This is a genomic window from Boseongicola sp. (genome assembly GCA_014075275.1).
Classification (GTDB): domain Bacteria; phylum Pseudomonadota; class Alphaproteobacteria; order Rhodobacterales; family Rhodobacteraceae.
Window position 1 is genome coordinate 2,532,563 of record CP046179.1, and the last position, 13,580, is coordinate 2,546,142.

The 13,580-nt window shown below is 50.3% G+C and carries 15 protein-coding genes and 1 tRNA gene; 13 read left to right on the forward strand and 3 right to left on the reverse strand.

What is annotated here, in order from left to right:
- The first annotated feature begins 71 nt into the window (after positions 1 to 71).
- Positions 72 to 161: transfer RNA gene (locus GKR98_12740), tRNA-Ser, on the forward strand.
- A gap of 249 nt (positions 162 to 410) precedes the next feature.
- Here GKR98_12740 and GKR98_12745 read toward each other — a convergent pair.
- The 3 genes from GKR98_12745 to lexA are packed head-to-tail and all read right to left on the reverse strand — an operon-like array spanning position 411 to position 3,314.
- Positions 411 to 1,469 (reverse strand): hypothetical protein, encoded by a 1,059-nt coding sequence (locus GKR98_12745; protein ID QMU58980.1) that lies wholly within the window; start codon positions 1,467 to 1,469, stop codon positions 411 to 413.
- Positions 1,438 to 2,664, reverse strand: coding sequence for a hypothetical protein (locus tag GKR98_12750; GenBank protein ID QMU58981.1), 1,227 nt, complete (start codon positions 2,662 to 2,664; stop codon positions 1,438 to 1,440). Before GKR98_12750 ends, GKR98_12745 begins: the two co-directional genes overlap by 32 nt.
- Entirely contained in the window at positions 2,661 to 3,314 is a 654-nt protein-coding gene (gene lexA, locus GKR98_12755) for a transcriptional repressor LexA (GenBank protein QMU58982.1), read from the reverse strand. Before lexA ends, GKR98_12750 begins: the two co-directional genes overlap by 4 nt.
- Positions 3,315 to 3,476: 162 nt before the next feature.
- On the opposite strand from lexA, the gene GKR98_12760 reads away from it, so the two are divergent.
- From GKR98_12760 to GKR98_12815, 12 genes are all read left to right on the forward strand, one after another.
- Positions 3,477 to 3,686 (forward strand): hypothetical protein, encoded by a 210-nt coding sequence (locus GKR98_12760; GenBank protein QMU58983.1) that lies wholly within the window; start codon positions 3,477 to 3,479, stop codon positions 3,684 to 3,686.
- Positions 3,679 to 4,134 carry a DUF2924 domain-containing protein gene (locus GKR98_12765; GenBank protein QMU58984.1) on the forward strand — a complete coding sequence of 152 codons (456 nt, stop codon included), beginning with the start codon at positions 3,679 to 3,681 and terminating at the stop codon, positions 4,132 to 4,134. The genes GKR98_12760 and GKR98_12765 overlap by 8 nt, the downstream gene beginning before the upstream one ends.
- Positions 4,131 to 5,516 carry a recombinase family protein gene (locus tag GKR98_12770; protein QMU58985.1) on the forward strand — a complete coding sequence of 462 codons (1,386 nt, stop codon included), beginning with the start codon at positions 4,131 to 4,133 and terminating at the stop codon, positions 5,514 to 5,516. Before GKR98_12765 ends, GKR98_12770 begins: the two co-directional genes overlap by 4 nt.
- Positions 5,501 to 5,911, forward strand: a complete 411-nt coding sequence (locus GKR98_12775; GenBank protein QMU58986.1) for a hypothetical protein — start codon at positions 5,501 to 5,503, stop codon at positions 5,909 to 5,911. Before GKR98_12770 ends, GKR98_12775 begins: the two co-directional genes overlap by 16 nt.
- A gap of 199 nt (positions 5,912 to 6,110) precedes the next feature.
- Positions 6,111 to 6,659: a hypothetical protein gene (locus GKR98_12780; GenBank protein QMU58987.1), complete on the forward strand. Its 549-nt coding sequence runs from the start codon at positions 6,111 to 6,113 to the stop codon at positions 6,657 to 6,659.
- A gap of 193 nt (positions 6,660 to 6,852) precedes the next feature.
- Positions 6,853 to 7,146, forward strand: a complete 294-nt coding sequence (locus tag GKR98_12785) for a hypothetical protein (protein ID QMU58988.1) — start codon at positions 6,853 to 6,855, stop codon at positions 7,144 to 7,146.
- A complete protein-coding gene (locus tag GKR98_12790; GenBank protein ID QMU58989.1) occupies positions 7,143 to 8,042 on the forward strand; it encodes an AAA family ATPase in 900 nt (299 codons plus the stop codon). The genes GKR98_12785 and GKR98_12790 overlap by 4 nt, the downstream gene beginning before the upstream one ends.
- On the forward strand, positions 8,039 to 8,629 hold the full coding sequence (locus GKR98_12795) for a hypothetical protein (protein QMU58990.1): 591 nt from the start codon (positions 8,039 to 8,041) through the stop codon (positions 8,627 to 8,629). Before GKR98_12790 ends, GKR98_12795 begins: the two co-directional genes overlap by 4 nt.
- Before the next feature lie 11 nt (positions 8,630 to 8,640).
- Positions 8,641 to 10,305, forward strand: a complete 1,665-nt coding sequence (locus tag GKR98_12800) for a DEAD/DEAH box helicase (protein QMU58991.1) — start codon at positions 8,641 to 8,643, stop codon at positions 10,303 to 10,305.
- On the forward strand, positions 10,302 to 10,496 hold the full coding sequence (locus GKR98_12805) for a hypothetical protein (protein QMU58992.1): 195 nt from the start codon (positions 10,302 to 10,304) through the stop codon (positions 10,494 to 10,496). Before GKR98_12800 ends, GKR98_12805 begins: the two co-directional genes overlap by 4 nt.
- Entirely contained in the window at positions 10,497 to 11,249 is a 753-nt protein-coding gene (locus tag GKR98_12810; GenBank protein ID QMU58993.1) for a hypothetical protein, read from the forward strand.
- The gene (locus GKR98_12815) at positions 11,246 to 13,435 is read left to right on the forward strand and encodes an AAA family ATPase (protein ID QMU58994.1); all 2,190 of its coding nucleotides are present in this window, start codon (positions 11,246 to 11,248) and stop codon (positions 13,433 to 13,435) included. Before GKR98_12810 ends, GKR98_12815 begins: the two co-directional genes overlap by 4 nt.
- Positions 13,436 to 13,580: the final 145 nt, after the last annotated feature.

A 13,580-nucleotide genomic window follows, 5' to 3' on the forward strand; every position in this document is an offset into this window, starting at 1 on the left:
TGTGAATGGATGGGATAGACCTGCAAAACGACTTGCACCCAACGCCGACCTGACGCTAGAAGGCGCGCACCGGAGAGGTGGCCGAGTGGTCGAAGGCGCACGCCTGGAAAGTGTGTAGGCGGGAAACCGTCTCCAGGGTTCGAATCCCTGTCTCTCCGCCATTAACTACAAACGAACTTTCATATGCCCGAGATGGCATAGCCTTAAAAGACCAGCATTTGCGGGCTTTTTCGCCATTTGCAATTGACTTCCTCTCTATTAAAACGCCCCGTTTTTCTCTAATTTTCCTCCTATATATGCCCCTTTCCTGAAAAACACCGTACTTGGAAAAGCGAAGTACGGCGCTTTTAACCATGGGAAATCAAGGCTTTGGCAATTGACCAGTTCGCTCCAGTCTATGCCTGTCATTGTCAACCAGTGAGCTGGCGCAGCACGTTATCAGCAGCTTTGACAACAAACTTTGCTTTGTATGCTTTCTCGCCCTCATTCCAAGGCACCGGGTCCTCCGAAAGGCCAAAGGTTTGTTTGAGCTTGTTCGCCAGTTCCTGCTTTTGTTTTTTGACGCGATCAGTGGCATCCGGATCTTGCCATGAGATGCTGCCACCTGTTGTGGCGAGAGAACGTAACAATGTCCACTGTAGTGTTGGCTTGCCGGAATTCTGGTTCTTCATCTTCAAGTGCTCAGGTTCCAGCCGTTCTTGAATCTGTCCGCACGAAACCAACAACATTTCTGTTGCGGTAAACTCAAATACAAACTGTTCCCATGTTGCGCCTGCTGGTGTGGGGAACTGATACTCCGATCCCGGCTTGGCTGATTTTGGCAACACTGTTTCCAGCCAATTGGAGACGATGTTTTGAGCACTCTCTTTTGCCATGACCTTACCCGCAGCATCAACGGCAAGCACATCATCTATGCCGATGAGTTTGGATTTATGCCTGCTGCTCGCATCAGAGCTGGCAGTGCTGATGAGACTGCTGGTGGCGGCAATCAACAGAAACGTCTGCTCGCCCATGCAAAGCTGATTGATGATCTTATCCAGCTGCGAGGATGTCTGGCCTAAAAAACAATAGACAGGAAAACTATGCTCGGCTTGCGGATTCAGCACACCAAATTTCCAAAGGGCCGTATAGCCTGTGATCTTTTCATGTTGCTCGGTAAAACCAATGGCGGCGGCAACCTTGGTAGCCAGCTTTTTATGGTCTATACGATACAGTGCCAGCTCTGATTTTTTGAGCGTGCGGCGGTCGCACTGCTTGGTATCTGATGTACAGATGCCGACAATATCGCTTGGCCCATGCCGCACGACATTCATGTAGCATCCGGCTCGGCCATTACAGGGAATAGCGGATGCTTCCTCATTGGTGATAGCAAGCAGCTCTTCCGGAAAGTCCTGCCATTCAGCTTTTACACCCTTGCCACCAGAAAGCTCTGTGAATTTACGCCATGGCGGCGATTGATACGGCGTCATGGCTCTCCTGATGCGTTACGGGTTGTGTGCTGTCTTCTTCCTCTTTCTGCTCATTTACAAAGCCACGTTTCCGCAACCATGTTTCAATCAGGTGAGAATCTTCCTTACGGTCAAAATTGGCAACATTTGGTGTTCGCACCTTGACCATGCGTGGACGCTTGGCATTTTCAAATTTCACTGAAAAGCTGGCGGATACCAATCTGCCAAAATTAGGAAATTCACGATCTCTTGATTCTAAGGACGCAAACACATCATTTGAGCGTAACGTCTGTTTGTCATTATAAGGCCCAAGAAACTGGTGTTGGATTTCAACCAGCTTTATATCTTCCAGCCCATCAATATCGGCACAGGCCAAAGCATCAACGCCATTATCGATGAGTGGCTGCAATGTGTATTTTTCTGCGCCTGGAAAATATTCAGCCTGACCAAAGAGATGCTGGCTGAACAAATCCAAATACATAGTGCGCTCTTTCTTGGCACCTGACTTATTAAAGACGGCCAACTCATTGTTGGCGCGATCATAGACAATCACGTCATGAAACTCTGGACGATAAAAAATCGTCTTGGACTGCCCAGATTCAATCTTGCCCTCACGTTTGAAGGGCATGCCATGACGGATCAAGAAGTATGTCTTGTCTTCGTCCTCTGCACTAACAGGCAAAATCCGACAGCCAGTCCCGCGTTTATTATTCAAAAACCATGTGTCCATATCCGCTTCCAGCGTTCGCATGGTCTCTGGCTTTGGAAGAGCAAAAGTATCGGGAGATTTTTGATCAGACTGGAAGTACATGAATGATTTGGGCTTGAGAATCATCACCTCTGCATGAGGGCGCTTCAAAAGTTCGGGATCGTACAACCATAACGCCAATGCCAAATCTGCTGCCGTTGAATCTTCATGCACAGCGATATTGTTGGCCTCGGCCTGTTCGCTCAATTCTTCAAAATGCTCATCGTCAGACATTTCCTGAATAAAGAACAAGGCTTCAACAAACTCGATATCCATGGCCTCTGATGGATTCATCAGCACTTGGCACAGTGTCTCAAAATCCAACTCACCATCTTCATCCAGATCAAAGCTAAAATCGCGTCCGGTCAGATAGTCTTCATACCGTTTAAGAAAAGTAATCAGATTATCTTGCTGGATGTGTTTCAAAACATCAGGTTGGGCAAAACGTCGTAAATTATAGGTGCTCATGTGGTTATCCTCCTTGGGGGTTCGTCTAGGAGGGCCTCGGTGTCAACACCCGAGCAGACGTGTAAGACCTTCCCAATTATTTTAAGTTCATCTTGTTGTCCTATGATGATGGGTTTTAGTTTCTGATTTTCAGGGCGCAGCTCAATATGCTCCCCTTCAATGCTCAGCCGCTTTACAGTAGCTTCTTCGCCGACCATGGCCACAACAATATCGCTGTTCTCAGCAATCGGTTGCTGGCGAACGACAACGTAATCTCCCTCGAAAATATCAGCATCGATCATGCTGTCACCTTGCACTTTGAGCACGAAGCATTTCCCGCGCAGAACATTATCCGGCACCATGACCTGACCAATCTGATTCTCAAGGGCGAGAATCGGTTGGCCCGCTGCAACCATCCCTAAAACAGGAACAGCCGTCAGATTGGTTTTATTCGGTGTTTGCGCGTGGAGGATTTCGATGGAACGCGCTTTTCGCGCCTGTCTGCGAATATAGCCTTTATCTTCCAGCCGCTTGAGCCCTTCAAACACACTGGGCGCTTTCACACCCAATTCCACAGCAAGCTCTTGTACCGTGGGTGACATCCCCATGGCACGTTTCAGGCGTTCAATGGCCTGTAATAGCGTATTCTGTGTGTTTGTCAGTTGCTCCATAGCATCCTTTCAATTTTGGCTAATAACCTAATATAAATTAGGCTTATGATTTTCACAAGCCTAATTTGATTCAATGCACAGCATTGACTGAACCGACAGTTTTCAAGTCATTTCAGTAAGTAACTCCTTGAACGACGCAATAATTCTAAAGGAGGAACGCCCATGTCTTCACTTTCCCCAAACCTAATAAATGAGCGAGATCGCCGCACCGAAGTGGCCCGTTTGCTGGCTCTTGGCATCCTGCGCCGCAAGATTCGTCTGAACCGTCAGTTCGAGCCAACACATCCCTCTAATTCATTGGACTTCAGAGTTTTTCCAAGCGTTCATGCCCATGACGAAGAACCAAAAAACCAAGGAGAAACAGATGGATAAAACACTTCTGGCGCGTGTGGCGGCACTCCCAAACATGCCGCTATCAGACCTTAAAGCATTATGGCGGGATGTGTATCAGGACGAACCACCCGGCGGCCATAAAAGCCACATTGTCCGCAAACTGGCTTATCGCCTGCAAGAGCTTGCTTATGGCGTTGATCCGCAGATTGAGAACCGGATCGAACAGCAGGCTAAAGATTTATTCGGCTCGGGCAAGAAAGCCAAGCCAAAGCGCAAGACACAATATCAGCGCCCCATCCCCGGCACCAAACTGGTCCGGGAATATAAGGGCATCGAATATCAAGTCACCATTTTAGAAGAAGGCTACGAATATGCAGGCTGCCTATACAAAAGCCTGTCGAAAGTCGCACTGGCCATTACAGGCAGCAGCTGGTCAGGACCTGCCTTCTTCGGATTAAACAACAAAGCACAAGGAGGTAAACATTGAGCAAAACCACACCGAAAAAACGCTGCGCGATTTATACGCGCAAATCCACCGAAGAAGGCTTGGATATGGAGTTCAACAGCCTTGATGCTCAGCGCGAGGCTTGTGAATCCTACATTGCTTCACAAAAACATGAAGGCTGGTTTCAGCTTCCTGATGAATATGATGATGGCGGCTTTACAGGCGGCAATATGGATCGCCCGGCTTTGAAACGTCTGATGGACGATATCAAAAGTGGCCTGATTGATACAGTCGTCGTGTACAAGGTTGACCGTTTGTCACGCTCTTTGGCTGATTTTGCCAAGTTGATCGATCTGTTTGACGAGCACAAAGTGTCCTTCGTTTCCGTTACCCAGCAGTTCAACACCACCACATCAATGGGCCGACTGACGCTGAACATCCTGCTCAGCTTTGCCCAATTTGAACGTGAAGTTATTGGCGAACGTATCCGCGATAAACTGGCAGCCTCCAAACGCAAAGGCATGTGGATGGGCGGTGTTACGCCCATGGGCTATGTGGTAAAAAACCGCGAGCTTGTGATCGAGGCTGATGAAGCTGAGGGCATCCGCAAAATATTCGATCTATTTTTGATGACCAAGTCGCCCACAGAGATGGCAAAAATGTTGCCGCGCATGGGGGTGTTAAGCAAGAAGCGCACAACCAAGAACGGACGTGTTATCGGCGGTAAGGCACTGGATAAAGGCGGCCTCTATAAGATTCTGCAAAACCCCATCTATATCGGAAAAATCAAACATAAGGACCAGGTCTACGAGGGCCGTCATCCCGCCATCATTGACATGGATACGTGGTATAAAGTCCGCGCCATTATGAAAGAAAACACCATCAATCGAGGCGCAATCACACGCAAGAAAACTAAGGCTATTTTGATGGGGCTTTTGAAATGCGGTGAGTGTGAATGCTCTCTGGTGCCAAGCCATACCCGTAAAAAAGGCGGCAGGCTTTATCGCTATTACACCTGCGAGCACTATCGCAAAGGCATCAATCCGGATTGCAAAGTTCGTAATGTCAGTGCCAGTGAGATGGAAGCTTTAATCCTGACACAGCTGCAAGCCGTTTTTGCTTCACCTGAAATGATCGTTGAGACATGGCGCGAGGCATACAAAGAGGATGAAAGCTTGACTGAAACGGAAGTCCGGGACGCGCTTGGCAATATTGTACCAATCTGGAAAGAGCTTTTTCCGGCAGAGCAGCAACGTATTCTTGAGCTGATGATTGAGAAAGTCATCGTCAATTATGAATATGTCGATGTCCGTATCCGGGCAGATGGCATGCTCAGCCTTGCACGAGAATTGGACGAACAAGAAAAGCGCCTCCAAGGAATTTCAACCAAACAATTGGAGGAGCAAGCATGGATGCACGCATAAAAATGATGGAAGGCAATGTGATCTCGGTTCGGGTGCCTATAAAAATCAAACGCTACGGCGGCAAAAAACTGATTTTACTTCCTGAAGGTGCTCATATGACTGCACCGCTAGAAGCTTCGAAACCCGACGAGACGCTCGTTAAAGCCTTGGCCAAAGCCTATTACTGGCAAAACCTGATTGATACCGGGCGCTATAAATCCATCGATGACATGTCGCGCCAGCGCAAGATCAATTCATCCTATATGTCGCGGATACTGCGCCTCAATCAACTCGCTCCACAGATTAAAAAAGCCATCTTGGATGGTACGCAGCCGCGCCAGTTAAGCCTGCAGGATATGCAAACCCCATTTCCCGATATTTGGGATGAGCAATTAAAGCATTTTGGATTTACCTAATCTCCCTTCGGTGAAATTTCACCGACCACCCTGAAAGTTTTTTCAAAAAAAATTTACCCCCACCAAAGCCCCGCATGTCGGGGCTTTTTTTGTTTTTGCAGCGCTTTGAATAGCCCGTCTCACCGGGCCTCCAGTGAGTTTTCGCCAGTCCCAGTTGACCCGCCCGCGTGGCGGCTAACCGCAACTGGAGACGAAAACCATGAGCAAAAACAAGTACCAAGGAATTAATCCTTATGTCGTAAACCAAGTCCGTTATCACGCATACAGCCTGATGCGGCACTCCGCCATCCATGGCGTTGAAGTCGAGGACCTCGAGCAAGAGCTAATGCTGGATTATTTATCCCGCAAGCAGGCTTATGATCCCGAAAAAGCAAAATGGTCGACCTTTGTTGACCGCATCCTCAATCACAAATGTGCCAGCCTGATTGAAGCAGCCCGCGCACAGAAACGTGGGTCCGGCATCAGTGATTTTTCACTCGATGCTTGGCTTGAGGACAAGGACGGCGAAGATAACGCTTTGCCTGATCCTGCAACCGAAGATCTGACCAGCCGCGACCTTCAAATTGACCTTGAACAAGCCGTTCAGCAGATGCCGCCGCATCTGGTGTTGCTGATGGTTGATCTGCGAACGCTCAGCATCAGTGAAATCTCACGCAAAACCAAAACCCCACGCTCAACCCTCTACGGGACGCTGTCCGAACTTCTCGGATCGCTGAAGGAGCGTGGCTTTGCGGAATATCTGCACTGAGCCGCCGACAGTTTTTGAGCCCTCTCGGTAAGTAACTCCTTGAAGGCAAGAAAACATGCCGGGTTCTCGCGGAAATACAAGACCCCATAAGGAAATACCGCGACCGCTTTGCTCTTTGGGCGGCGTCAGAACCCGGCAGCCGAAACGACATGACCAAAGAGCAAATTTTAACCCACGAAATCAAGGAGGTTTTATGTTTAAGCCATCGTTACAAAAGCTGATTAAAGACAGCTACTACGCCAAACATGTTCCGGCATTTATTCAAATTCCAGAGCTTGGTGCTATTCCTGAAGACACCACCAAACCTATCCATGAGGCAACTCTGGATGATCTGGTCTTTGCCGCACAGGCTTTGGATAAAGAACAAAGCGCCATCTATAAGCGCCTGTCTGCCATCCGTGAGCTTTATACGGACGCACGTTCCAAAGGCGCATTAGGCGCTGAAAACATTGTGGATGCACTCTCCCGTAAAGGAGGTGCCCAATGAGCCTTCCTATCATCTCAGCCGATGAACGTTTGAAAGAAACCAAGGGCATTAAAGGATGCATCTTTGGTAAAAGCGGTATCGGCAAAACATCATTGCTTTGGACGCTTCCCGCTGAAAAGACGCTGTTTTTTGATCTCGAGGCTGGTGATCTGGCCATAGAAGGCTGGCAAGGCGACACCATTCGTCCACGCACATGGCAGGACTGCGGCGATATTGCAGCCTTTATAGGCGGTCCGAACCCGGCTTTGCGTGATGAGCAGCCTTACAGCCAAGCCCATTATGATGCCGTCACCGCCAAGTATGGTGATGCCGGAGCTCTTGATAAATACGACACGATCTTCATCGACAGCATCACCGTTGCCGGACGCTTGTGTTTCAACTGGTGCAAGGGCCAGCCGCAGGCATTTTCTGACAAAACAGGCAAGCCTGATACGCGTGGTGCTTACGGCCTGCATGGGCAGGAAATGATCGCGTGGCTTACGCATCTCCAGCACACACGCGGCAAGAATATCTGGTTTGTCGGCATCTTGGACGAAAAGATCGATGACTTTAATCGCCGTTTCTTCCAGCCACAAATTGAAGGCAGCAAAACCGCATTAGAGCTTCCCGGCATTGTCGATCAGGTCATCACTATGACCGAGATGACAAGCCCCGAAGGCAAGTCATTCCGCGCCTTTATCTGCCACACCATCAATGATGCCGGATACCCGGCCAAGGATCGCTCCGGTCGTCTTGACCTGATGGAAGAACCCCATCTTGGCCGCCTCATGCAGAAGATTGCAGGCAAAGCCAAGCCTGCTGCCGAACGCCTCACGTTCTCAATTGAACAGGACGCGCCTACCAGCAGCACCCCTGATTCCCAACACAACAACGAAACACAAGGAGGCCAAGAATGAGTTGGAACGATTTTAATAGTGCAGATGATCAAAGCGGATTTGATGTCATCCCCAAAGGAACGCTGGTTAAGGTCCGTATGACCATTAAGCCCGGCGGTCATGATGATGCGTCGCAAGGCTGGACGGGTGGCTGGGCCACGCGCAGCAACACCACAGGTGCAGTCTATTTGAACTGTGAGTTCGTGGTGCTTGAGGGCAAATATGCTCGCCGTAAAGTTTGGAGTCTGATCGGACTGTACAGTGCCAAAGGTCCGGACTGGGCCAATATTGGTCGCGCCTTTATCAAAGGGATTTTGAACTCGTCTCGCGGTGTATCCAACAAGGATAATTCGCCAGCTGCCCAAAATGCCCGCCGTATCAACGGCCTTGGCGATCTGGATGGTGTCGAGTTTGCTGCCCGCATCGACATTGAGAAAGACCAGAACGGTGACGACAAGAACGTCATCAAACTGGCCATCACACCGGACAACAAGGAATACGCCTCTCTCATGGGCGCTGTATCCGGTGCAGCTTCTGCGCCTCCGTCCAATAGTGATCAGTCCGCATCTGCGAATTCTGCCAGCAACCTGCCGTCATGGGCACAATGATAAGGGGCGGCATGTTACTCAGACCAAGACAAAAGGAGCTCGTCTCCAAGACCGTTGATGCGCTTTACACCCACGGCAACACGCTAGCGGTCGCGCCAACAGGTGCTGGCAAGACGATTATGCTATCAGCAGTGCTGGGACGCATGTTTGACCGCGATATTGAGCGTGCCTGCGTGCTTGCTCACCGTGATGAGCTGACCTTTCAAAATGAAGGAAAGTTCAAGCGCGTAAATCCATCGCTCTCCACCAGCATTTTTAATGCGAATGAGAAAAGCTGGGATGGCCAAGTGGCTTTTGCCATGGTGCAAACCCTCTCGCGGAAGAGCAACCTGCAATCATTGCCACCACTTGATGCATTGGTGATTGATGAAGCCCATCACGCCCGGGCCGACAGCTATATGCGGGTCATTGAGCACGCTCAAAACATCAATCCGAATTTGAAGCTGCTAGGTATGACCGCCACGCCCAACCGTGGTGATAAAAAAGGTCTGCGCCCGATCTTTTCCAATGTGTCGGACCAGATCACTGTCAAAGAGCTGATCGCTTCCGGTCATCTTGTACCGCCACGCACCTTTGTCATGAATGTCGGTGTTCAAGAAGAACTGAGTAAAGTCCGTAAAACCGCCCTTGATTACGATATGGGCGCGGTCGCTGACATCATGAACACGCGCCCGATCAATGATGCGGTGGTTCAGCATTGGAAGGAAAAAGCCGGAGACCGCCAAACCGTCGTATTCTGCTCGACCGTTGAGCATGCGCGGGATGTTATGGCCAGCTTTATCAGTGCGGGCATTTCCACAGGCATGATCTGGGGTGATATGAGCGAAACAGATCGCGCTGATACTCTAGCAGCTTACGGCAAAGGCGATTTGCAAGTCATCGTGAATGTTGCGGTACTAACTGAAGGCTGGGACCACCCGCCAACATCCTGCATCGTTTTACTGCGCCCAAGCTCTTACAAATCCACCATGATTCAGATGATCGGGCGCGGGCTTCGTACCATTGATCCAAACGAGCATCCCGGCATTATCAAAAAAGACTGCGTTGTATTGGATTTTGGCACGTCAACGTTAATGCATGGCTCGCTGGAACAGGAAGTCCAGCTGGACGATCAGTTTATTGAAGGCGATGCGCCATATAAAGACTGTCCGGAATGCGGCGCTGATGTGCCGCTGGCCAGTAAGGAATGTCCGCTATGTGGCTATATCTGGGAAGGCCAGCCCGAGGCTGACACCACACCAACTGCCGATTTCCACATGACGGAAATCGATATTCTCAAACGCTCCAGCTTTCTTTGGTGTGATTTACACGGTGATGATCAGTATTTCATTGCAACGGGCTTTGAGGCTTGGGGCGGTGTCTTTTACCGCGACGGTGAATGGTACGCCGTTGGTGGTCGCAAAAACCACGCGGTTAAGCTCTTGGCTGCTGGTGAGCGTATTGTGTGCTTCGCCGCTGCCGATGACTGGATCAACCTGTTTGAAACCGAGAGCGCTGCTCATAAAACCAAGAACTGGTTGCACCAGCCTGCCACCGAAAAACAGCTTCGTCATCTCCCTCCTGAATATCGCAATGATTACAGCCTGACCCGTTACAAGGCATCTGCGCTGATGACCATGCGGTTTAACAACACGGCCATCCGTCAGGTCATTGAAAACGGGAGGATCGCCGCATGATTGATCCCACTGATTTTGAACGTGACTGCATGAATAAGGCTCTGCGCCCCCTTGGGGAATATGTCGCTGAGATTGGCACAGACAAAGCCTTCAAAGATTTAACCCGTGAGCAAGTTCTGACGCTGATCGAAGTCGTTGTGACCGCTTACATGGACGAGCTTTCCAAAGGCTCGGAGGAGATTCCGTTTTAGATGCTTGATTTTAATCACAGGCCCAGTTTTACCGAGCGTGTGTCTGAATTGATTGATCAGGCACTGTGCGCGGAACATAACGCCCAGCCAGAACGCGATTATCTGGGGGCTTCCCGCCTCGGGGAAAACTGCAGCCGTAAATTACAGTACGAATATACCAACACGCCCAAAGACGAAGGTTTTTCCGGTCAGACCTTGCGAATATTTGCCGCAGGGCATGTGTTTGAAGATCTGGCCATTCGCTGGCTGCGTCTTGCCGGGCTTGAGCTCTTCACTGAAAAGCCGAATGGCTATCAATTCGGGTTCTCAGTCGCCGATGGTCGTATCCGTGGTCATGTTGACGGCATTATTAATGGCGCACCCGAGGCACTGGGTCTGACATTCCCGATGCTATGGGAGTGCAAGTCGCTCAATGCCAATGCATGGAAAGAGACCGTCAAACGCGGCGTTGCTAAATCAAAGCCTGTCTATGCCGCGCAAATGGCAACCTACCAAGCCTATATGGAAGGCAGTGTGCCGGGCATCAGCAAAAACCCGGCGCTATTCACGGCCATTAATAAAGATACGGCGGAGCTGCATTTTGAGCTTGTTCCTTTTGATGCGAGCCTTGCTCAAAAAGTCAGTGATCGTGCGGTTACCATCTTAAAAGCAGCCGAGGCTGGTGAATTATTGCCGCGCCATACCGCTGATCCTGAACATTTTGAATGTCGTTTCTGTGCCTACCGCAATCGATGTTGGGAGGTGCCTGCATGACAGTAAGCTGGTCCGACTTCAACGATGCGCCAAGCCAATACCCGGAATTCAAAGACGCTACTGTTCCCACGGATGATATCCGTCAGCAACTGATCGGGAGGCTGGATCAAGTTCTGTCTTATTTGCTGCCTGCAGGTCGCATCAAACGCGGCGTGTATGAGATTGGTGATATTCAAGGCAATAAGGGTGACAGCCTCAAGATTGAGCTGGGTAGTGGCAAGGCTGGCATGTGGCATGATTTTGCCACGGGCGAAGGTGGCGACATCTTTGATCTATGGGCTGCTTGCCACAATTTGGATACCAAGCATCAATTCCCGCAGGTGGTCAGCTCAGCCAGTGAATGGCTAGGATTGTCGTCTCCCGCGCCGATGCCTGCTGCTCAAGCCAAACCTGTCAAACATATCCCCGAGGATGAGCTTGGCCCACACACGGCCAAATGGGACTATTTAGATGGCGACGGCAAGCTGATTGCCTGTGTCTATCGCTATGACACAGCCGACGGCAAGGAATTTAGGCCATGGGATGTGCTGGCGAAAAAACACCGCGCTCCCACACCAAGACCGCTTTTTAATCAGCCGGGTCTCAAAGAAAATCAGCATGTGGTGCTGGTCGAAGGTGAAAAAGCTGCCGAAGCTTTGATGGCCCATGGCATCACAGCCACAACCGCAATGAATGGTGCAAAGGCCCCGCCGGAGAAAACAGACTGGTCTCCGCTTAAAGGCAAGCACCTGCTGATCTGGCCGGATCATGATGAGGCTGGTCGTGACTATGCCGAGGCTGTCAGCACATATCTTGGTGCACAGGGCATTGCCGCTTCGCTCACCATTTTAGACGTGCCAAGTGATAAGCCCGAAAAATGGGATGCAGCCGATGCTGTGTCTGATGGCATGGATATTCGCGCCTTCATTGCTGAGTGTATTAAAACCGAAAAAGCTGCTGTTACCGCTGTACCAGCCTTCACGGTTGGGCATTTTTTGGATGACACATCGCCCATGCCGGAAGATTTGATCCTGCCGCGTGTATTAACGCCGGGTGGGCTAATGGTCTTCGGTGGTGCTCCAAAGGTCGGCAAGAGTGACTTTCTGCTCTCCCTGCTGGCCCATATGGCGGCAGGTGTTCCTTTTCTTGGCATGAAGCCACCACGCCCTTTGCGGATATTTTATCTGCAGGCAGAGATTGGGTATCACTATTTGCGCGAGCGCCTGCAAAATATGGCGTTTGACAAAAACCTGCTGCCACTGGTTCGTAAAAATCTGGTTGTTACGCCGCAGTTTAAGATGCTGCTCAATGAGCATGGTGTGGCCGCCACCTGTGAGGCCATTCGCAGCCACTTTTCTGATCTCAGCGCTGACATTATCGTCGTTGATCCGCTCAGAAACGTCTTTGATGGAGGCGAAGGTGATGCGGGTGAAAATGATAATTCAGCCATGCTGTTTTTCTTGCAACAGCGTCTTGATGCGTTGCGTGATGCCGTTAATCCTGATGCCGGGGTTATCCTTGCCCACCACACACGCAAAATCCAAAAGAAGCAGCTAGAAGAAGACCCGTTTCAGGCACTCTCCGGTGCCAGCAGTTTGCGAGGCTATTACACCACCGGGCTGATCATGTTCCAGCCAGATGAAAACCAATCCTATCGCCAGCTGATTTTTGAGCTGCGAAACGGCCCACGCCTGCGCTCAAAGGTGATCGATAAGGTCGATGGTGCGTGGCAAGAGATGGAATACAGCTCGGATCGTCTGGTCAATCGTGACTATGGCCAGAAGCTGGATGCAGAACGTCGTCGCAAGCGCGATGTCATCCTTGAAATTATCTATGAGGAATCCCGCGCTGGCCGTGTGTACACCATGAACCAGTTTTGTCAGGCGTTTGAAAACCGCGCCGGACTTGGTGGCAAAGATACCATTCGTGGACGCTTGGACGTGCTCTCCACCAAAGGCTACGTCAAGTTTTTCAAAGATGCAGACAATTACGGCCTGAGCAGTCCCTCTCGTACCAAATACGGCTTTTTGTGCGTGGAAGATATGCACCTTAGCACTGGCGAAGAGATGGTCGATCCGCACACAGGCGAAGTCTCTACCAAGCTGCAAGCGGTCTATCCAACTCATTACAAATGTCGTCAGACAGCCGCCGTCCTGCCTGTCGAGAACCCTCGTGTGTGGATTTATGACGAGGAGGATCAGGCATGACAAACCAGCCCCAAAACACCCGCAAAAACCAATTTTCCCACCCGGGAAAAATGGTCTGCCACGCTCCCAAACTGGAGCAGTTTCGGCCCAATCTGAAACTGCAGCAAATCTGCCCAAACTGGAAAATTCCAGCCATATCAACGGT